At 45.6% G+C, this 21379-nt stretch carries 21 protein-coding genes and 1 tRNA gene; 9 read left to right on the forward strand and 13 right to left on the reverse strand.

Annotation, left to right across the window (positions count from 1 at the left end; translation table 11 throughout):
* The first annotated feature begins 92 nt into the window (after positions 1–92).
* Together cysM and mutS are read left to right on the forward strand one after the other, a co-directional pair.
* Positions 93–983, forward strand: coding sequence for a cysteine synthase CysM (cysM, locus tag AACQ17_RS12555; protein ID WP_047688250.1), 891 nt, complete (start codon positions 93–95; stop codon positions 981–983).
* A 243-nt stretch (positions 984–1226) separates the two neighbouring features.
* Positions 1227–3815 carry a DNA mismatch repair protein MutS gene (gene mutS, locus AACQ17_RS12560; RefSeq protein WP_094146903.1) on the forward strand — a complete coding sequence of 863 codons (2589 nt, stop codon included), beginning with the start codon at positions 1227–1229 and terminating at the stop codon, positions 3813–3815.
* A 132-nt stretch (positions 3816–3947) separates the two neighbouring features.
* On the opposite strand, the gene rpoS is transcribed toward mutS, so the two are convergent.
* The 11 genes from rpoS to folB form a co-directional block, all read right to left on the reverse strand.
* Complete coding sequence (gene rpoS, locus AACQ17_RS12565; protein WP_017046716.1) at positions 3948–4949, reverse strand: RNA polymerase sigma factor RpoS; 1002 nt, start codon at positions 4947–4949, stop codon at positions 3948–3950.
* 72 nt (positions 4950–5021) lie between these two features.
* Positions 5022–5945 (reverse strand): murein hydrolase activator NlpD, encoded by a 924-nt coding sequence (gene nlpD, locus AACQ17_RS12570; RefSeq protein ID WP_029189954.1) that lies wholly within the window; start codon positions 5943–5945, stop codon positions 5022–5024.
* 5 nt (positions 5946–5950) lie between these two features.
* Positions 5951–6577, reverse strand: a complete 627-nt coding sequence (locus tag AACQ17_RS12575; RefSeq protein ID WP_013857716.1) for a protein-L-isoaspartate(D-aspartate) O-methyltransferase — start codon at positions 6575–6577, stop codon at positions 5951–5953.
* Complete coding sequence (gene surE, locus AACQ17_RS12580; protein ID WP_010320454.1) at positions 6577–7323, reverse strand: 5'/3'-nucleotidase SurE; 747 nt, start codon at positions 7321–7323, stop codon at positions 6577–6579. Before surE ends, AACQ17_RS12575 begins: the two co-directional genes overlap by 1 nt.
* 12 nt (positions 7324–7335) lie before the next feature.
* Positions 7336–8433: a tRNA pseudouridine(13) synthase TruD gene (truD, locus tag AACQ17_RS12585; RefSeq protein WP_017046713.1), complete on the reverse strand. Its 1098-nt coding sequence runs from the start codon at positions 8431–8433 to the stop codon at positions 7336–7338.
* Between the two features lie 157 nt (positions 8434–8590).
* Complete coding sequence (gene ispF, locus AACQ17_RS12590; protein ID WP_013857718.1) at positions 8591–9076, reverse strand: 2-C-methyl-D-erythritol 2,4-cyclodiphosphate synthase; 486 nt, start codon at positions 9074–9076, stop codon at positions 8591–8593.
* Entirely contained in the window at positions 9069–9800 is a 732-nt protein-coding gene (ispD, locus tag AACQ17_RS12595) for a 2-C-methyl-D-erythritol 4-phosphate cytidylyltransferase (RefSeq protein ID WP_010320457.1), read from the reverse strand. Before ispD ends, ispF begins: the two co-directional genes overlap by 8 nt.
* Positions 9801–10082 (reverse strand): cell division protein FtsB, encoded by a 282-nt coding sequence (ftsB, locus tag AACQ17_RS12600; RefSeq protein WP_026027578.1) that lies wholly within the window; start codon positions 10080–10082, stop codon positions 9801–9803. It lies immediately after the preceding gene.
* A 129-nt stretch (positions 10083–10211) separates the two neighbouring features.
* On the reverse strand, positions 10212–11015 hold the full coding sequence (locus AACQ17_RS12605; RefSeq protein WP_013857720.1) for an undecaprenyl-diphosphate phosphatase: 804 nt from the start codon (positions 11013–11015) through the stop codon (positions 10212–10214).
* A gap of 12 nt (positions 11016–11027) precedes the next feature.
* Positions 11028–11519, reverse strand: a complete 492-nt coding sequence (gene folK / locus AACQ17_RS12610) for a 2-amino-4-hydroxy-6-hydroxymethyldihydropteridine diphosphokinase (RefSeq protein WP_094147171.1) — start codon at positions 11517–11519, stop codon at positions 11028–11030.
* Positions 11516–11869, reverse strand: coding sequence for a bifunctional dihydroneopterin aldolase/7,8-dihydroneopterin epimerase (gene folB / locus AACQ17_RS12615; RefSeq protein WP_017047526.1), 354 nt, complete (start codon positions 11867–11869; stop codon positions 11516–11518). Before folB ends, folK begins: the two co-directional genes overlap by 4 nt.
* 187 nt (positions 11870–12056) lie before the next feature.
* Here folB and plsY point away from each other — a divergent pair, with 187 nt between their 5' ends.
* Positions 12057–12659, forward strand: a complete 603-nt coding sequence (plsY, locus tag AACQ17_RS12620; RefSeq protein WP_017047525.1) for a glycerol-3-phosphate 1-O-acyltransferase PlsY — start codon at positions 12057–12059, stop codon at positions 12657–12659.
* A 111-nt stretch (positions 12660–12770) separates the two neighbouring features.
* On the opposite strand, the gene AACQ17_RS12625 is transcribed toward plsY, so the two are convergent.
* Together AACQ17_RS12625 and tsaD are read right to left on the reverse strand one after the other, a co-directional pair.
* Positions 12771–13619, reverse strand: coding sequence for an alpha/beta fold hydrolase (locus AACQ17_RS12625; protein WP_094129980.1), 849 nt, complete (start codon positions 13617–13619; stop codon positions 12771–12773).
* Positions 13620–13754: 135 nt separating this feature from the next.
* Positions 13755–14771: a tRNA (adenosine(37)-N6)-threonylcarbamoyltransferase complex transferase subunit TsaD gene (tsaD, locus tag AACQ17_RS12630; protein WP_017046706.1), complete on the reverse strand. Its 1017-nt coding sequence runs from the start codon at positions 14769–14771 to the stop codon at positions 13755–13757.
* A 240-nt stretch (positions 14772–15011) separates the two neighbouring features.
* On the opposite strand from tsaD, the gene rpsU reads away from it, so the two are divergent.
* The 6 genes from rpsU to AACQ17_RS12660 all read left to right on the forward strand — a co-directional run bounded on the left by rpsU (position 15012) and on the right by AACQ17_RS12660 (position 21119).
* On the forward strand, positions 15012–15227 hold the full coding sequence (gene rpsU, locus AACQ17_RS12635) for a 30S ribosomal protein S21 (protein WP_004396009.1): 216 nt from the start codon (positions 15012–15014) through the stop codon (positions 15225–15227).
* 29 nt (positions 15228–15256) lie between these two features.
* Positions 15257–15700 carry a GatB/YqeY domain-containing protein gene (locus AACQ17_RS12640; protein ID WP_010318215.1) on the forward strand — a complete coding sequence of 148 codons (444 nt, stop codon included), beginning with the start codon at positions 15257–15259 and terminating at the stop codon, positions 15698–15700.
* A gap of 95 nt (positions 15701–15795) precedes the next feature.
* On the forward strand, positions 15796–17538 hold the full coding sequence (gene dnaG, locus AACQ17_RS12645) for a DNA primase (protein ID WP_013857726.1): 1743 nt from the start codon (positions 15796–15798) through the stop codon (positions 17536–17538).
* A gap of 98 nt (positions 17539–17636) precedes the next feature.
* Positions 17637–19493 carry an RNA polymerase sigma factor RpoD gene (gene rpoD, locus AACQ17_RS12650; protein ID WP_013857727.1) on the forward strand — a complete coding sequence of 619 codons (1857 nt, stop codon included), beginning with the start codon at positions 17637–17639 and terminating at the stop codon, positions 19491–19493.
* A 143-nt stretch (positions 19494–19636) separates the two neighbouring features.
* Positions 19637–19712 (forward strand) — tRNA-Ile (locus AACQ17_RS12655).
* Between the two features lie 165 nt (positions 19713–19877).
* Positions 19878–21119, forward strand: coding sequence for an integrase domain-containing protein (locus AACQ17_RS12660; protein ID WP_094147172.1), 1242 nt, complete (start codon positions 19878–19880; stop codon positions 21117–21119).
* Positions 21120–21379: the final 260 nt, after the last annotated feature.

The raw sequence follows: 21379 nt of genomic DNA on the forward strand, positions 1-21379 counted from the left end.
GTATGCCAATTACCAGCACGACTTTATAGTAGTGTTCGGTAAGGTGGATACGTCATCTTACTCTTCCGACTAAAAAAATTAAGGACAACATGATGGCGGACTTTCCAACGATTGAAGCATATGTCGGGCAAACGCCTTTAGTTCGCTTGCAGCGACTGGCGGCTCACACCTCAAGCACCGTATTGGTCAAGCTAGAAGGCAATAACCCAGCAGGTTCAGTCAAAGATCGCCCAGCACTCAATATGATAGTGCAAGCAGAGCGTCGCCAAGAGATCCAACCGGGCGATACCATCATTGAAGCGACCAGCGGCAACACGGGTATTGCGCTGGCAATGGCGGCCGCCATCAAAGGCTACAAAATGATTTTAATCATGCCGGATAATGCCACCCAAGAGCGTAAAGACGCGATGAAAGCGTATGGTTGTGAGCTCATTTTAGTCAGCAAAGAGCAAGGCATGGAAGGAGCGCGCGATTTAGCATTAAAAATGCAAAGTGAAGGCAAAGGAAAAGTACTCGATCAATTCAATAACCCCGACAACCCGCAAGCTCATTTCGATTCTACTGGCCCAGAAATTTGGCAACAAAGCCACGGGGAAATCACCCACTTTGTCTCAAGTATGGGCACAACGGGCACCATCATGGGCACTTCTCGCTATCTAAAAACGCAAAATCCAGAGATAAGCATTGTCGGTTTACAACCAGCAGAAGGCAGTGCAATTCCGGGAATTCGCCGCTGGCCTCAAGCTTATTTACCCGGTATTTTTGAATCATCACGTGTTGATGTGGTACTCGATATCGAAGAGCAAGATGCCATCAATACGGCTCGTGCTTTGGCAACCCAAGAAGGCATTTGCGCTGGCGTCAGCTCTGGAGGCGCCGTTTTCGCTGCGTTACAAATCGCGCAACAAAATCCAGGAGCGGTGGTCGTCGCCATCATTTGCGATCGAGGCGATCGTTATCTCTCATCCGGTCTTTTTTCTTAGATCTAATCTCCACCCCAACGGGCTAATCAGTGCTGAACGCGCTCATCACTTTTTAGCCCTTGGCTTTGCTTCCACATCAGCATCCCTTGATTGCTCAGCAATAGCGAAGTTTGTTATCCTCTCCAACTATTTAAATGCATGCTCTGACGATTCTTTCTAACTCATGTCAGAGCTAAGGCCGCTGCCATTCCTGTAGGGTGGTCATTTTCACAGTCAGCCATTGATAATCGAGTGACGAATAACATGAGCAAATCCAGCGCATCTTCCGCCGAGTCTTCACCACAGCACACCCCGATGATGCGGCAATATCTGCAATTGAAAGCCGAAAACCCCGATATTCTGCTCTTTTATCGGATGGGCGATTTCTACGAGCTGTTTTACGATGACGCTAAACGCGCATCGCAATTGCTGGAAATATCACTCACCAAACGCGGTGCTTCTGCGGGTGAGCCTATTCCAATGGCGGGCGTTCCCTATCACGCCGTGGAAGGTTACTTAGCGAAATTGGTACAGCAAGGCGAATCCGTCGCGATTTGTGAACAAATTGGCGATCCTGCCACCAGCAAAGGCCCCGTTGAGCGTAAAGTGGTGCGGATTGTCACGCCCGGTACGGTCACGGATGAAGCCTTGCTCTCTGAGCGAGTCGATAACTTAATTGCTGCCATCTACCACCACGATGGTCGCTTTGGCTACGCAACCTTAGACATCACTTCAGGGCGCTTCCAACTGAGTGAGCCAGAAACCGAAGAGGCGATGGCCGCCGAACTGCAACGCACCGCACCACGCGAACTGCTCTTCCCTGAAGATTTCACGCCAGTCACTTTAATGGGCAACCGCAAAGGAAACCGTCGCCGCCCTATTTGGGAATTTGAGTTAGAGACAGCAAAACAGCAGTTGAACCAGCAATTTGGTACGCGTGATTTGGTCGGTTTTGGCGTAGAACAGGCTAAACTGGGCTTATGCGCCGCTGGCTGCTTGATTCAATACGTGAAAGATACGCAGCGCACTGCACTGCCTCATATTCGTTCGCTGACGTTTGATCGCCAAGATCACTCGGTGATCTTAGATGCCGCCACGCGCCGTAATTTAGAGATCACGCAGAACTTGTCCGGTGGCTTTGATAACACCTTAGCGGAAGTGCTCGATCACTGCGCCACCCCAATGGGCAGCCGCATGCTCAAACGCTGGTTACACCAACCGATGCGCTGTATTGATACGCTGAATCAACGCCTTGATGCGATCGGCGAGTTGAAACAGCTTGCTCTGTTTAGTGAATTACAACCTGTGCTGAAACAGATTGGCGATATTGAACGTATTCTTGCTCGTTTGGCATTGCGTTCCGCTCGCCCAAGAGACTTAGCACGCCTGCGACATGCGATGCAGCAATTGCCGCAGCTCAGTGAAATACTGCAACCCTTATCACAACCCCACTTAGTTCAGTTAACTCATCATGTACAGCCATTGGATAAGCTGTGCACACTGCTTGAGCGAGCGATCAAAGACAACCCACCAGTTGTGATTCGTGATGGTGGCGTGATTGCCGATGGCTACAGCGCCGAACTGGATGAATGGCGTGATTTAGCCAACGGCGCAACCGAATACTTGAATAAATTAGAAGCTGAAGAGCGCGAACGTCACGGCATTGATACGCTAAAAGTCGGCTACAACGCGATTCACGGTTTCTACATTCAAGTCAGCCGTGGCCAGAGTCACCTTGTTCCTCCCCACTATGTGCGCCGCCAAACACTGAAAAATGCCGAGCGGTATATTATTGCCGAGCTAAAAGCGCATGAAGATAAAGTGCTCAACTCGAAATCAAAAGCACTAGCAGTGGAAAAGCAGCTTTGGGAAGAGTTATTTGACTTATTGTTGCCTCATTTAGAGCAGATGCAAAACCTTGCATCTGCTCTATCGCAGCTCGATGTGTTGCAAAACCTTGCCGAGCGCGCTGAAAGCTTAGATTACTGTCGCCCGACCTTGAGTAAAGAGCCAGCGATCCATATTCAAGCGGGCCGTCACCCTGTCGTTGAGCAAGTGATGAATGAACCCTTCATTGCCAACCCAATTGAGCTCAATCCGCAACGAAAAATGTTGATCATTACCGGGCCTAACATGGGCGGTAAATCGACCTACATGCGCCAAACTGCATTGATTACTTTATTAGCGCATATCGGTTGCTATGTGCCAGCAGAAGCAGCACACATCGGTTCGATTGACCGCATCTTCACCCGTATTGGTGCATCGGACGATCTCGCCTCTGGTCGCTCTACTTTCATGGTTGAAATGACCGAAACTGCCAACATTTTGCATAATGCGACACAAAATAGCTTGGTATTGATGGATGAAATTGGCCGCGGCACCAGTACCTATGATGGGTTATCACTGGCTTGGGCAAGTGCACAATGGCTCGCAAGCCAAATTGGCGCGCTAACGCTATTTGCCACTCATTATTTTGAACTGACCGAGCTGCCAAACCAGCTACCTCACTTAGCCAACGTGCATTTAGATGCCGTGGAACATGGCGATAGCATTGCCTTTATGCATGCGGTTCAAGAAGGGGCGGCAAGTAAATCTTACGGCCTAGCAGTGGCAGGTCTTGCTGGCGTGCCTAAAACAGTGATCAAAAACGCGCGCGCTAAACTGTCGCAGCTCGAGTTATTGAGCCAACAGCAGCCCAATGGCAGCAAAAGCTCAACCGTAGATATTGCTAATCAACTCAGTTTGATCCCAGACCCAAGCGAAGTCGAACAGGCATTAGCAGCTATTGATCCTGACGATCTAACGCCTCGCCAAGCGTTAGAAGCACTTTATCGCTTGAAGAAGCTAATGTAACAATCTGATATTAAAAATAAAAAAGGCATCGATTTTAAGTCGGTGCCTTTTGTGCTTTTATGCAATAGTTTTATAAATCAACGGTTTTATAAATCAATGGTTCTATGAGTCAAGGTCTTGTTGAACCAACCTTTAGTCGTATTCAACATTAAACAGTGCTTCCATGTTCAAGCCTTGTTTAACCAAGATCTCTCTCAAACGACGTAGACCTTCCACTTGAATTTGACGAACTCGTTCACGGGTTAAGTTAATTTCGCGCCCGACTTCTTCTAAGGTGGACGGTTCATAACCTAATAGTCCAAAACGGCGTGCAAGTACCTCTTTTTGTTTTGGGTTCAGTTCATCTAACCAATTCAGTAGTGATTCACGGATATCATCATCTTGCGTAGAAATTTCAGGATCAGAGTTGTTCGTATCTGGGATGATATCGAGTAGTGCTTTGTCACCATCGCCGCCAATCGGTGTATCAACAGAACTGATACGCTCGTTCAGACGTAGCATTTTACTGACATCTTCTACTGGCTTATCCAGTTGGAACGCAATTTCTTCTGCGGTAGGTTCGTGATCTAACTTCTGCGACAGCTCGCGAGCCGTGCGAAGGTAGATATTCAACTCTTTAACGACATGAATTGGCAAACGGATAGTGCGCGTTTGGTTCATTAATGCACGTTCAATGGTTTGACGGATCCACCAAGTAGCATAGGTTGAGAATCTAAAGCCACGTTCTGGATCAAATTTTTCTACCGCGCGGATCAAGCCTAAATTACCCTCTTCAATTAGATCGAGTAAAGCTAAGCCACGATTACCATAACGGCGAGAAATTTTAACGACCAAACGTAAGTTACTTTCGATCATGCGTTTACGAGCAGCTTCATCGCCTCTCAGTGAACGACGAGCATAAAGTACTTCTTCTTGGGCTGTTAATAATGGAGAAAAACCAATCTCGCTAAGATACATCTGTGTTGCATCTAAGCTTTTTGTTGACGCGTCAAATCCTTCTTTAGCATCTTCGATTTGAACATCGTCATCGCTTTGGCTTTTAGTGGTGGTGAGTTCTTCATCAACCTCAATCGAATCCATGATCTCTTGGTCTTCAAACTCTTCGACTTTCGTTACTGCATTGCTGATACTCATAGCGCCTCCCCCTGGCGAGCTAGCAAGACATTACTACTTTCTAATGTCGCTACATGACTCTTTCAAGTATGTTTACGGTAAGTAGCGTTTTGGATTCACCGACTTACCTTGATAACGAATTTCAAAGTGTAAACGAACACTGCTGGTTCCTGAGCTGCCCATGGTTGCTATTTTTTGGCCAGCTTTAACACTTTGTCCTTCTTTTACCAGTAACCGATCGTTATGAGCATAAGCACTGAGGTAGTTATCGTTATGTTTAACAATCACAAGATTGCCGTAACCTCTTAATGCATTTCCCGAATAGACAACGGTTCCTGCAGCAGTTGATAAAATGGATTGACCACGCTGTCCTGCGATATCGATCCCTTTATTTCCTTGATCGCCTGCTGAAAAGTTTTTAATTATTCTCCCTTGTGTCGGCCATAACCATTTTGAAACTTTATCATCTTTTGGTTTAGCAAAGGTTACATTAGCATTAACATTTTGCTTACCTTTTGAATCAACATACTCTTTTGATTTCGATTGTTCAACTACCTTAGGAGGATCTTTCTTTGCGACTTTGGTCGAAGAACTTGCGGCATTAGATCCACTATTTTGATTAGAGTTTTTACTCACTCCGTCTACAACCATTGGGGGGGAAACTAAGCCAGCCATTGTGCTCGAAGGGGTTGCAGCCACAATGACTTCTGTTACACCGTAAGCAGGAGGCGTGTAATTGGGGATCCATAATTTGAGTTTTTGACCGGGATGAATGGTGTAAGGTTTTTTTAAATTATTGAAACGGATCAAGTCGTTTACATTTTTATCTGTGACATAAGATATAAAATAGAGCGTATCGCCTTTTTGCACTTCGTAAAAACTGCCGCGATAACTACCACGAGGAATGGCATTATAGTCTTTATTGAGCCCAGAAACGGGTGCAGGAGTATGAGCAGCACATCCGATAAGGACGCTACTAATTAGCACCATTATTACTCTGTTTCTTAGGTTACTCATCATCACTAAGCTAAATCACCGGCAACTAAAGGAACAAAACGCACCATCTCAATGGTGTTAGAAATAAAATCATCGCCTTGGCGAACTATTTTCAATAACTGTTGCTCACTACTGCCGACAGGAATCACTAAACGGCCACCTTCCGCAAGCTGATCAAGCAGCGCATTTGGGACAAATTCGGCTGCCGCCGTAACAATGATCGCATCAAAAGGAGCTTTAGCATCCCAGCCCAACCAGCCATCACCATGCTTAGTGGAGACGTTATAAATATCAAGTTGCTTTAAACGACGCTTCGCGTCCCACTGCAATGACTTGATCCGTTCAATCGAATACACGTGCTCAACCAACTGGGCAAGCACAGCGGTTTGATAACCCGATCCTGTGCCAATTTCTAAGACCTTACTCTGCGGCTCAAGTTCTAAAAGCTGCGTCATTTTTGCCACAATGTAAGGTTGTGAAATCGTTTGTCCTTGGCCTATCGGCAAGGCATTGTTGTCATAGGCTTGATGCATCATCGCCTGAGAAACAAAGCTTTCTCTTGGCAAACAATGAATGGCATCCAAAACGGTTTGATCTTGGATACCATTCGCGATCAGAAATTCAATTAATCTGTCGGCATGTGGATTGGCCATTACCCTTTTTCCTTCAACCAGTTATCCATACTTGGCAGTGACTCATGAGCCGTGAGATCAACCTGCAACGGCGTCAAGGAGACATAGCCATGCTCAATCGCATAGAAATCAGTCCCTTGCCCTGCATCTTGCTCTTTACCCGGAGGACCTAACCAATAAATATCATGCCCACGAGGATCTTTCTGCTTAATCATACTTTCTGCGTGATGGCGAGCACCTAAACGCGTCACTTGAATACCCGCTAACTCCTCAAATGGACGATCTGGTACGTTCACATTCAATAATCGATTGGTTGGGATCGGGGCATTGAGATGCTGTTCGACCAACTGGCGTGCTATCTGGGCTGCCGTAGTAAAATTAGCCGTCCCGACCAGTGAAAACGCGATCGCTTGCACCCCAAGAAAGTGCCCTTCCATCGCCGCCGCAACCGTGCCCGAATAGAGCACGTCATCGCCCAAATTCGCACCATGATTGATGCCTGTCAGCACCAAATCAGGCAGATCATCTTTGAGCAGTTCATTGAGTGCAAAATGCACACAATCGGTTGGTGTGCCTTGCACTGAATAGGTATTGGGTGCAATGAGATCCACACGAAGCGGCTGCTCTAATGTCAGCGAATTGGAGGCTCCTGACCGATTACGATCCGGCGCGACAATCACGATCTCGGCGAGATCAGCCAGCGCGCGTGCTAGGGTATTTAAACCTTGCGCGTATACACCATCATCATTGCTTAATAAAATCTTCATCGAGTTTTTTCCTTAGAACTCGCGTTCAACCGCTATCTCTTCAACCAATTCGCGAATGACTGAGGTAGCAAAACTTCCTGCATCTAAATCAAAACGTAACGTCACATTGTCTTGTTCAACTGTCCAAGAAAGATTCTGAGGCTTAAGCATCAGCGCCCGGCGCTCATGACGCATACGATTGCTGCGGATCAGTGCCATCAAGTCAGGTTCAGCATCAAGGTGAACTTGTTCTAAATCTAAAGCCTCACCTTGCGTCGGTAGTGCGTTATCGCCCGCCAAAGCAGCACTTATTTGCACTTCATTCAATGCCAGTTTGTTATTGAGATCGGTAAGATTCGCCAAGGTAACTAAGGTCGTTTTCTCTCCCTCAAGTGCGATATCTCCTTCGATAAATTGGTGTAACTTATCTTGCTCGATACGGGCAGAGACAATTTGGTTGAAAATCCACGAACGGGCCGCCGAAAGATACAAACTGCGCTGATTTTGGTTACGTGAACGCACGTTCTCTTTTCCCCAGCGACGCGCTTCACTGAGGTTATTGCCGTGATTGCCAAAACGTTGGCTACCAAAATAATTAGGCACACCGTGCGTGGCGATGTGCTCTAATCGCGTCACGACTTCGGCGGTGTCGGTGACTTCAGAAAGCGTGATTTCAAAATGATTGCCGACTAAATCTCCGGGGCGCAACTTTTTATTGTGACGCGTAGTTTCCAGAATTTCGATGCTCGGATATTGAGCCAAAAACTCGGTGAAATCTGGCGTCTCACCTTTTGGTAAATGTACACTGAGCCACTGCTGCGTAACCGCATGACGATCTTTCAGACCAGCCCAACTCACATCTTTTGATTTCACACCACATGCTTTAGCCAATTCATTGACCACAAAACTGGTATTTTCACCAGTTTTACGAATATGAACCATTAAGTGTTCACCACTTCCTGCCAGTTCGAATCCTAAGTCTTCAATCACTTTAAAGTGCTCTGGCTTGGCTTTTATTTTGGCTTTAACGGCTGGTTTACCACAAAGGTAAGCCAATGAAGATAATATATCTGACATGTTTTCATCCGTCGCTGACGCGAGTTGGCGGTAATAATAAAAACAGCGACGCATGAGCCGCTATTGCGCGTTACTGAGCGTGCCATTCGTTGGCGGTAGTCCATCAATAACGTGTTTTTACATAGAAGGAGAGGTAAGTGAATTACCATTACCTCTTCAATTTGTTGGGTCGTTTTATTAAGGCAATATTATGCTTTGATCAACCGTGCATTTAATCTGTAGTACATTTGATCAATAAGACAACCGCTTCGCAAGCAATACCTTCTTTGCGCCCAGTGAAACCAAGGCGCTCGGTTGTGGTTGCTTTGACGTTAATATTATCTAGCGTCGTTTCAAGATCTTGCGCAATGGCAGCGCACATCGCTTCAATATACGGCGCCATCTTCGGCGCTTGCGCGATAATGGTGACGTCGGCATTTCCTAAACGGTAGCCTTGCGCTTTCACACGGCGATAGACATCTTTCAATAATTCACGGCTATCTGCCCCTTTCCATTTATCATCGGTATCGGGGAAATGGCGGCCAATATCACCTGCGGCAATCGCGCCAAGCAGCGCATCACTTAAAGCATGCAAGGCGACATCACCATCGGAATGAGCAATTAAGCCTTGCTCATAAGGAACGGCAATTCCCCCAATGATGACTGGGCCTTCACCGCCAAACTTATGAACATCAAAACCGTGGCCAATTCTAATCATGGTTATTTCCTATTGCGGCTAGTGAAGAAGTACGACCTAAGTAAAACTCAGCTAAAGCGAGATCTTCGGGTTGCGTAATTTTTAGATTATCCGCCCGCCCAGCGACCAACGCTGGATGTAACCCTTGCCACTCCATTGCGGATGCTTCATCGGTGATGATGACTTGCTGATCTAACGCATCCGACAAAGCCTCAAAAAGCGGCTTGGCTCTAAACATCTGTGGGGTGAGTGCATGCCATAATGCGACGCGATCAACGGTATGATCAATGTTGTTTTCGCCATCAGCACGCTTCATTGTGTCTCGAACAGGTGCAGCTAAAATCGCACCTACTGGATGCTCTTTAGCCGTCGTAATCAATCGGTCAATATCTGCAAAAGTAAGACAAGGCCGCGCTGCATCATGCACGAGAACCCATTCACCTAGGGAATTAGCTAAAACATATTGCAGCGCCGAGAGCACCGAGTCGGCTCGCTCTTGACCACCGCTGACACGAATAACATTGGGGTTAGTGGCTAATGGCAGAGCAAAATAGTAAGGATCATCGTCACTGACGGCGACAACAACGCGATCAATATTAGGGTGCGCGAGCAGCGTCGCTATTGTGTGTTCGAGAACGGTTTTGTTGTGTATGGTTAAATACTGTTTCGGACGATCTGCTTGCATTCGGCTGCCGACACCAGCAGCCGGTACAATCGCGGTAAGAGAAAGCGTACTGTGCGGCATTTATTGACTATCCTCACCGACCAATCGATAGAAAGTTTCACCTTCTTTTATCATTCCTAATTCATGACGCGCTCGCTCTTCAATCGCGTCCAATCCTTGTCGTAAATCATCAATTTCGACGAACATTTCCGAATTTCGTAGCGTTAGGTTTTCGTTTACTTGTTGCTGCACGTCAATTTCATCGACAATGGTTCGATAATCAGCAATGCCATTTTTACCGAGCCACAAATCGTACTGTAATAAACCGAATAATAACGCCAATGTCACCGCAAAAAGTCGCATCACATCTATAACCATTCAAAACGCTCACTATGAAAGAGAACGTAAACGATAAACAAAGCGTGCTGTTTAAAAAAAGTGACGCTCTAACACAGCACGAAAATGATGGCTATTTATACCACAAGCCTTTATTTAACTCATCATTAGGAACGCAAATAAGCCGCCACCCAGAATTAAACGGTAAATGACAAACGGAGTCATGCCCATTTTAGAAATCAGTTTTAAGAAGAAATGGATACAAATATAAGCACTGATAAAGGAGGTCAGGATACCCGTCGTTAAGAAACCAAAATGCACAGGTTCGCCACTGGTCACCAGCTTTAACCCTAAATAGCCACCCGCCAAAACAATGATAGGAATCGACATCAAGAAAGAAAAACGCGCGGCCGCTTCACGAGTAAAACCAAGATACAACGCCGCAGTGATGGTCGCTCCTGAGCGAGAGGTACCGGGGATCACCGCAACCGCTTGTGCCAAACCAATCATCAGCGATTTTTTCCAATCGGCTTGGTATTCATCATCCGCTAATGGAGCGTTTTTATCGACATACCACAGTAATAGACCAAAAATAATAGTGGTGGTTGCTATCACCCAAGCACTGCGTAGGTAGAGTTCAACAATATCTTTCATAAAAAAGCCGAAAATACAGGCAGGAATGGTTGCTAATACGATCATCCATGCCAGTTTCGATTCTTTACTGCGCTCGCCTTTAAAAATCGAGGCAAAAAAAGCGCGCAGTAAAGTCACGACTTCTTTCCTAAAATAGATAACCACGGCAGCTAATGTGCCGACATGCACCGCCACATCAAAGGCAAGACCTTGATCTTCCCAGCCTAAAATGGCTGAAGGCAAAATTAAATGGGCGGAGCTGGAGATAGGTAAAAATTCGGTTAAGCCTTGAATCAAAGCCAAAAAAAACGCTTCTAAATAACTCATTACTGACTCTTATTAATTAATGTCGAACCAAAGTTTGACAGGGGTGAGCGATTCTAAGTTGATCGCCTGTTGCCATATTTGACGCACACTACGACCATCATTGGGAACGATCCGTTCCGGTGACAAATCGTAAAGTGGTTGTATGACAAATGGATATTTAAAGATATCACTGCGTGGCAGTTCAGGATCTTGCACTGAAATTTCTTCACCAAACAAGATGATATCGAGATCTAAGGTGCGATCTTGAAATTTTTTCGCCTGCGGGTCGCGCCCCCATCGAGATTCAATCGCTCGAAGTTGCGCCACGAAATCACTCAACGAAAGCCTTGTTTCCAGCGCAACAACTAAATTATAAAAAGCCGCACTATTGAAACCAACCGATGCACATTCGTAAATGGTCGAGATCTGTAGATGATTTCCGATGGTCGACAATTCCTCGATGGCTGCTTCGATATGTTTGCGTCTTTCAATATTAGAACCGACGCCAACATAGACCGTCGTCATGCATGGCCTCGCTCAATGATAACGCCAACACTGGATGCCTGTGCTACCGCGCCGGGCTTTGCTAAGCGAATTTTAACCCAAGGAACGGAAAAACGCTGCATCAGAAGCTCTGCTACTTCTTCTGCAACACGCTCTACCAATAAAAAGCGACCATTTTCAATATGTGCGATCACCGCTTGACTCACTTGTGCGTAGTCTAATGCATCGCTCACATCATCACTTTTACCTGCGGGTTGATTGTCGTGCGCCATTTCGATGTCGAGCACCAACTTCTGCTTAATCTCTTGTTCCCAATCATACACGCCAATGGTCGTAATTACCGTCAGCTGTTCAATAAAGACTTTGTCCATTTTTGCGTCTCTTCCTCTAGAGGTCGGATACCCTAATTACGTAAAAAATCGTACTATTTTGCCTAATCGCGATATCATATACCCAAACTGAGTCGAGATGCGAAATCCAAAACATTTTTTTGCTTTTCATCATGGTTAACAATGGCTTGTGAACTTGCTTTAGGGCATTTCCACTGCAGAGGTACTTATGACACCACTCGCACTGATAATGATCATTTCTGCCTATTTACTGGGTTCGATCTCAAGTGCGGTGTTGATCTGCCGTTTATTACGCCTGCCCGATCCTCGCAATATGGGCTCAAATAACCCCGGTGCAACTAACGTATTACGCATTGGTGGAAAAAAAGCCGCCATCGCGGTACTGCTGTGTGACATGCTCAAAGGTACTATTCCAGTATGGGGCAGCTACTATTTGGGGATTGACCCCATTCTATTGGGCCTAGTCGCCATCGCCGCTTGCCTTGGCCATATGTATCCTATTTTCTTTCATTTTAAAGGCGGAAAAGGTGTTGCAACAGCACTGGGAGCAATCGCACCGATCGGTTTAGATCTCACCGCACTTATCATATTGACTTGGGTCAGCGTTGCATTTTTATTTCGCTATTCATCCTTAGCGGCTTTGGTTACCGTGCTGCTCGCTCCGTTCTACACTTGGTTGATCAAACCGCAATATACCTTACCGGTAGCAATGCTGTGCTGCCTTATCGTGTTTCGCCATCACCAAAATATTAAACGGTTATTGGCTGGCACAGAGCCGAAAGTGGGTGAGAAAAAAACGCTTGGTTCTTGAGCTAGCTTGGATGATGGATAAACCCGCTTGCAAATAACGTCAATGACGAATAAGTAAAAGGCCTCTTACGAAGCCTTTTTTGATTAAGCATGACCCGCTAATAAGGGAAGACTAGCTAAGCGCTTTTTTCAAGAAACGGGTCAACATGGCGGTAACGTATTCAGGTTGCTCTAAGTTACTGATATGTCCAGCATTAGCAATAACCTCTAACTCACTGCCGTGAATGGCATCATTCATTAAGTAAGCCTCAAGAGGCGGACGAGGCATATCTTCAGCGCCAGCTGCAATCAACACTGGCAACCTCAATTGTTCCACCTCTTCAATCATGTCACGACGACCGAAGATCATTTTCCCCAACCGAGCCACTTCCACCGCTTGTTGACCAGTAAGCGCCGATAAATGTTGCTTGAATCCAGCCACTAATGTCGGAGATTGCTGCTCGCCATCTTTTGCAAAAAACATCGGTACAACTGCATCAACAATCGGTGATGGCACTTGCTGCATCGCCGCAATCGCATCGAGCATGGCAAAATATTTTGCATGGCTGACTTCAGGCTCTAGACCAACAAAGGTATCCATCATCACTAATGATTTCACGCGCGCAGGCGCAAGAACGGCTAACTCAGCCCCCCACATTCCACCTACAGAAAGACCAATGATAGAAAACTGCTCAATCGATAAGTGGTCCATCAAAGCCAAAATATGCTGAGCATAATCTTTCAGTGTGTTCATGGATGACGGTGCGAAATCTGACTGACCATGCGCCCATAAATCAGGCACGATACAGCGGTAGTGTTGACTCAACGCTTCCACCTGAGGTGCCCACATTGCGCTGTCCCACAGATAACTGTGACCGAAAACAAGCACTTCACCTTGCCCTTGATCCAAATAACGCATCTGGCAATCATCAATAACAAATGTCTTCATTGTGAATCCAATATTAGTAAAGTAGGTTGGCATTGTAGCATTGATATGAGCGATAACAGCTCAGAGCAGAATGTAAGCAATGGCTAATTAAAATCAATACAGAACGCCACAGAAACGGAAGTACCAAAGAACAAAACGGCCTCTAAAAAGAGACCGTTGCGACACCCGCTAAATAATGGGTTTAAGTTGATCAATCGGCCAGCGAGGTGTTGCCTGCACCGCTAAATCGACTGTCTCACCATTTTTTAAACGCTGCATACCCGCATAAGCAATCATTGCACCGTTGTCGGTACAAAACTCAGTACGCGGGTAATACACTTCACCACCAATTTTTTTCGCCAGTGCGCCAAGCTCTGCGCGTAACTGTTTATTGGCACTCACGCCACCGGCAATAACAATGCGTTTCATGCCAGTTTGCTCAAGGGCGCGTTTGCACTTAATCACTAAAGTGCCACACACCGCCTCTTGAAAGGCATACGCAATATCCGCTCGGGTCTGATCATCATTCTCATTAGCTGCAATCGTATTGGCTGTAAATGTTTTTAAACCAGAGAAACTCATGTCTAACCCTGGTCGATCCGTCATCGGACGCGGAAACTTAAAACGCCCTGGCGTTCCTTTTTCAGCCAAACGAGCCAACAATGGCCCCCCAGGATAATCAAGCCCCATCAGCTTCGCGGTTTTATCAAACGCCTCACCGGCCGCGTCATCAATAGACTCTCCGAGGATCTTATATTCACCAATCCCTTTCACCTCTACCATCATGGAATGACCACCGGAAACCAGTACGGCCACAAACGGAAACGGAGGCGGATTATCTTCAAGCATCGGAGCTAAAAGGTGCCCTTCCATATGGTGAACAGGCACCGCAGGCACATTCCACGCATAAGCCAAACTACGGCCAATCGTCGCGCCAACAAGCAGCGCACCCACTAAACCAGGACCTGCGGTGTAAGCCACGCCATCAATATCCGCAGGCGTCAAATTCGCTTCAGCCATCGCTGCTTTTATCAGTGGAATGGTCTTTTTAACATGGTCTCTAGAAGCAAGCTCCGGCACCACACCGCCGTAATCGGCGTGCAGTTTTACTTGGCTGTACAATTGATGAGAAAGTAAGCCTTTCTCTTCGTCATAAATGGCGATGCCAGTCTCGTCACACGAGGTTTCAATACCAATAATGCGCATAATTTTCTCAGCACGCTTTCATCAACAATTGGAAATGGCCGCCATGTTACCCCGCCTTGGCTCCGTAAACAAATTTTGTACAGACTATAATCGACAAAGTGCTTTACAAAGCTATTGCGATCGGATTAAAATTCCGCACCATTTTTGATCAAGCTGATAACCGAGCAAACAGACAAGAAATCTTGTGGTTTAAGCCTCAAAATATCAGCGTTAACGAATAACCCCTGAGGTGAAAGGCATATGCCAATAGTTAAAGTACGTGAAAACGAACCGTTCGATGTTGCATTACGTCGTTTCAAGCGCTCTTGCGAAAAAGCAGGTATCCTTTCTGAAGTGCGTCGTCGTGAGCACTATGAAAAACCAACTACCGTTCGCAAACGCGCTAAAGCAGCAGCTCAAAAGCGTCACGCTAAGAAGCTAGCTCGCGAAAACGCACGTCGCGTTCGCCTGTACTAATAACCTTTTTCCATTAAGGAACAAGAGTTATGGCTCTAATTGATATCCTCAAAGAAGAGCAAAAATTAGCGATGAAAGCCAAGGATAAAGTACGCCTTGGCACTATTCGTTTAGCCTTATCCGCGATCAAACAACGAGAAGTCGACGAGCAGATCACTCTGAACGACGACGATATTCTTGCTGTGATGGTAAAAATGGTTAAACAGCGTCGCGACTCTGTCGCTCAATATGAAGCTGCCAATCGTCAAGATCTCGCAGATGCAGAGCAAGCAGAAATCACTATCCTTGAGGCATTTATGCCTCAGCCGTTGAGCGATGATGAAGTGAGCGCATTAATTGATGATGCAATCACACAGTCCGCTGCTGCTGGCATGCAAGACATGGGGAAAGTGATGGCTGTCTTGAAACCGCAAATTCAAGGGCGTGCAGATATGGGTAAAGTCAGCGGATTAGTTCGAACTAAACTCGCTTAAATGCCCGCATCAAATTGCATCAAGCCGTGCTATCCTCTGGAGCGCACGGCTTGTTTGTATCTAATCATTCGTTTTAATCTTTTCTTTTAGGTTTTATGGCAGGACACATCCCTCGCAGTTTTATTGATGATCTCCTTGCTCGACTTGATATTGTCGACATCATAGACGCACGTGTGAAACTTAAGAAAAAAGGTAAGAACTACGGTGCTTGCTGCCCATTTCATAATGAAAAAACGCCCTCATTTAGTGTAAGCCAAGAAAAACAGTTCTATCACTGCTTTGGTTGTGGCGTGCATGGCAACGCCATCGACTTCATGATGGAATATGAACGCCTTGAATTCGTCGAGGCCATCGAAGAATTGGCTTCTTTTGTGGGGCTAGAAGTTCCCCGAGAGCAACGCTCTAGTGGCCATTTCTCATCAGCCCCTAAAGCCAATAGTGAAGAAAAACGCACCCTTTATGACTTAATGGGCAGCATTGCGCAGTTTTACCGCAACCAACTCAAAGTTCCGGGTAATCGTCATGCCATCGAGTATCTGAAAGATCGCGGTCTTTCTGGCGAAATCGTGCAGAAATTTGGTATTGGCTATATCGCTGACGAATGGGATTTAGTGCGCAAAAACTTCGGTCAGCAACAAGAAAGCCAAGAGATGCTCGTCACTGGCGGTATGTTGATCGAAAATGACAAAGGCAACCGCTACGATCGTTTTCGTGGACGTATTATGTTTCCCATTCGCGACCGCCGCGGACGAGTGATCGGCTTTGGTGGACGCGTTACGGGTGATGGAACGCCAAAATACCTGAACTCCCCAGAAACCCCCATTTTCCATAAAGGTAAAGAGCTGTATGGCCTATACGATGTCATGCAAGCCTATCGTGAACCCCCGCAAATATTAGTGGTTGAAGGTTATATGGATGTGGTGGCACTGGCGCAATATGGAGTGGACTACTCGGTTGCTTCGCTAGGAACCTCAACTACTGGCGATCACCTGCAACTGCTTTTTCGCCAAACCAATACGGTGGTCTGTTGCTATGATGGTGACCGAGCAGGGCGAGAAGCGGCGTGGCGCGCACTGGAAAATGCGTTGAGTTATCTCAAAAGTGGCAATATTCTTAAATTTCTGTTTTTACCTGACGGTGAAGACCCAGATAGCTACATCAGAACCCATGGAAAAGCGGCCTTTGAACAGTTAGTGCAAGATGCTGAACCCCTATCCAAATACCTATTCACCAACCTACTGTCACAAGTTGATGTCGGTAATAACGAAGGGAAAGCGGCGCTTGAGGCGCTGGCACTACCACTGATTAATAAAGTGCCAGACACATCTCTACAAGCGCAATTGCTCAAAATATTAGGGCAAAAAACTGGGATTTATAAAAAGCCATCACTGCCAGAATCAGACAAACACCGCTCACAGCCACACAAAGAGCTCAAACGCACACCGATGCGTGAAGTGATCGCTTTGCTTATTCAAAATCCAAGCTATGCTGAAATGGTGCCTGATATTTCCAGCGTTCAATCATTGCCCATACCCGGTTTAAGTTTATTAATTGAGGTACTTGAGAATTGTCAAGCGTACCCCAATATTACTACAGGCCAATTGCTTGAACACTGGCGCGGTAATAAAAACGAGACCCTTCTGTCTCGCCTCGCAAGTTGGGAAATTCCACTTGTTGAAGACAACCAAGAAGAACTATTTTTAGATTCATTGGACAAAATATTGGCTCAATGCATCGAAAAGCAAATTGAAAACCTGCAGGCAAAAGAAAGAAGCGTCGGTTTATCAGCCGAAGAGAGACGGGAGCTTCAAGACTTAATGAAAGACTTGAAAGCGTAACCCAGTTTAAATAGTCAGCAATGAATAAATTTGTTAGTATATGTGGTTTGCATTTCGCATACTAATTCCTTCACCAGATATGAAGTTGGATACCGTCTATGGATCAAAATCCGCAGTCACAGCTAAAACTACTTGTCATTAAAGGCAAAGAGCAAGGCTATCTGACCTACGCCGAAGTAAATGACCACCTACCAGCAGAAATCGTAGATTCCGAGCAGGTAGAAGATATCATTCAGATGATCAATGACATGGGCATTAAGGTGGTAGAAACTGCCCCTGATGCCGATGATCTTGCTCTAAATGATGACAACGCAATCACCGATGAGGATGCTGCCGAAGCTGCAGCCGCTGCATTATCCAGTGTAGAAAGCGAAATTGGTCGTACTACCGACCCTGTGCGCATGTATATGCGCGAAATGGGTACCGTAGAACTGCTGACTCGCGAAGGTGAAATTGATATCGCTAAGCGTATTGAAGATGGTATTAACCAAGTTCAACGCGCAGTGGCTGAATATCCAGGCACCATTCCATACATCTTAGAGCAATTTGACAAAGTTCTTGCTGAAGAACTTCGTTTAACAGACCTGATATCAGGTTTTGTTGATCCTGACTCAGATGCAACGAACGCCCCAACAGCGACCCATATCGGTTCAGAGCTTGCTAGTGCTGACCTTGCTGATGAAGACGACCTCGATGATGACGACGATGACGACAGCGAAGATACTGACTCTGAAGAAGATGCAGGAATCGACCCTGAGCTTGCGCTAGAAAAATTCACCGAACTACGCAACAAGTATCAAAATCTTCAACTCGCGAAAAATGAGCATGGCTATGACAGCAATAAAGCCGCCCAAGCCACCGAGTTGATGTTGGATATTTTCCGTGAATTCCGACTCACGCCAAAGCAATTTGACTACCTAGTCAACAAGCTTCGCACCTCTATGGATCGCGTTCGTACTCAAGAACGTCTGATCATGAGAGCTGCGGTCGAATACGGTAAAATGCCTAAGAAATCATTCATTGCCTTATTCACTGGCAATGAATCAAGCGATGCATGGTTAGATGAAGTACTCGCTTCAGAAAAACCTTATGCAGAAAAAATCAGACAGCAAGAAGAAGACATTCGTCGTTCAATTCATAAATTGAAAATGATCGAAGAAGAAACGTCTTTGAATGTACAAAACATTAAAGACATCAGCCGTCGCATGTCTATCGGTGAAGCGAAAGCTCGTCGAGCGAAAAAAGAGATGGTTGAAGCAAACTTGCGTCTGGTTATTTCTATCGCGAAGAAATACACCAACCGTGGCCTGCAGTTCTTGGATCTTATCCAAGAAGGTAATATCGGCCTGATGAAAGCGGTAGATAAGTTTGAATACCGCCGTGGTTATAAGTTCTCAACTTACGCCACTTGGTGGATTCGCCAAGCTATCACACGTTCAATTGCAGACCAAGCACGTACGATTCGTATTCCAGTGCACATGATCGAAACGATCAACAAACTGAATCGAATCTCACGTCAGATGCTGCAAGAGATGGGCCGTGAGCCTCTGCCAGAAGAATTGGCAGAACGCATGCAAATGCCAGAAGATAAAATTCGTAAAGTACTGAAAATTGCTAAAGAGCCAATCTCGATGGAGACACCTATCGGTGACGACGAAGATTCGCATCTTGGTGACTTTATCGAGGATACAACCCTTGAACTACCACTTGATTCTGCTACGGCCACCAGCCTAAGAGCAGCGACTCGTGACGTTCTTGCTGGCCTAACCCCTCGTGAAGCGAAAGTACTGCGTATGCGTTTCGGTATTGATATGAATACAGACCATACGCTAGAAGAAGTTGGTAAGCAGTTTGACGTAACGCGTGAGCGTATCCGCCAAATTGAAGCGAAAGCACTGCGTAAACTGCGTCACCCAAGCCGCTCTGAAACATTGCGCAGCTTCTTAGACGAGTAATCGCAACCTATCCAATCTAAAAGGTGAGCACAAGCTCACCTTTTTTGTATCTCATAGTTTAAGTGGATAAAAACTAAGCGCATTTACCCTATTTTGCGGGTAGACACTCATAACTCCATCCCCTATAATCACACACCTAATTTGGCCCCTTAGCTCAGTGGTTAGAGCAGTCGACTCATAATCGATTGGTCCCCAGTTCAAGTCTGGGAGGGGCCACCACTTTCTCTTCTACATATGTCTACCAACGTCTACCTACCCCAGTAAAATCAATACCTAACAAGCAATCTTTGTCTTTAGCTGTCCATGCTCATCTTGTAACATCCACGTTTTAATGTACCATCGAATGTACCAACGGCTAAATATCGACTATTTTGGTGGTACATCATGGCAAAAAGAGTGGTCCCTTTAACTAACACTCAAGTTAAACAAGCTAAAGAATCCGACAAAGAATACACTCTCTCTGATGGTGATGGCCTTCAATTGCGTGTTAAAACGAATGGTACAAAGTTGTGGATTCTGAAATACACTCATCCGATAACAAAAAAAAGAAACAACATAAGCTTTGGTAGCTTTCCTGATGTCTCTCTTGCTGAGGCAAGGAAAAGACGTTCTGAAGCAAAAACTCTTTTAGCTCTCAATATCGATCCTAAGCAGCATAAAGATGAACAGCTCTTAAAAGAAAGAGCAGAGCTTGAAAATACCTTTGGTAAATTTTCTGATAGATGGTTAGCACTCAAGAAAGAAAGCGTAAAACCAGAAACAGCAGATAAAGCTTATCGTGCTCTTGAGAAACATATCCTACCTAAACTTGGGAATGTCCCCATTCAAGATATCAAACCCAGAACGGTACTCAGTATTCTTGAGCCAGTAAAAGCACAAGGAACTCTAGAAACAGTTAAAAGACTATGTCGTATAATCAACGAGGTTATGCGTCTTGCTGTAGCGTCAGGTGACATTGAAGTAAACTACCTAGCAGACATCACCAAGCTCTTTCCGGCCCCTAAACGCCAGCATATGGTAACTATCGAACCAGAAAGACTACCAGAGTTAATGCAAGCTATAGCTGGTGCAAACATTACGCTATCTACTCGTTGCTTGCTTGAGTGGCAGCTACACACGATGACAAGACCAATTGAAAGCGCTACAGCACGTTGGCAGGACATCGATTTTGAAAATAAAGTTTGGGTTGTTCCTGAAGAAAGAATGAAGATGAAGCGTCCCCACACAATCCCTCTTACAGAGCAAACTTTGGCACTTTTAGAAATAATGAAGCCAATCAGTGGTCATAGAGAATTCATTTTTCCAAGTAACAAAGATCCGAAAAGCCATGTAAATAGTCAGAGTGCTAATATGGCGCTGAAAAGGATGGGGTTTGAAGGACAGTTGGTTTCTCATGGACTAAGAGCATTAGCAAGTACCACTCTTAACGAGCAAGGATTCAATCCTGACGTTATTGAAGCTGCATTAGCTCATGTTGATAAGAATGAAGTTAGGAAAGCTTATAATCGTGCTGAATATCTTGAGCAACGCAGAAAGCTCATGTGCTGGTGGAGCGATCATATAACCACTTCTGCTGAGGGAAATGTATCACTCGTGAGGAGAAAAGGGCTTAAACTGGCAGGTTGATTACCATATAGCTCTATGCCTATACCCACCACATGGAAGCGGATGTACTTTTAGAACGCATTAAATAAGGCATTTAACGAGTTATACATTCAATAAAAATCAATCTGGGTACGGCGTGGGGTACGGCAACATTAAAAACCGACTTCACGCCAATCATGACCAAAAAATTTAATGACGGGGATCATTAGTAAACGTTAATTCTCTACATATCAGAAACTTGTTCCAATAATAGATGAACTGACTCTTAGACACATCTGACG

This window comes from Vibrio sp. V10_P2A27P122 (assembly GCF_963874335.1).
GTDB lineage: Bacteria > Pseudomonadota > Gammaproteobacteria > Enterobacterales > Vibrionaceae > Vibrio > Vibrio anguillarum.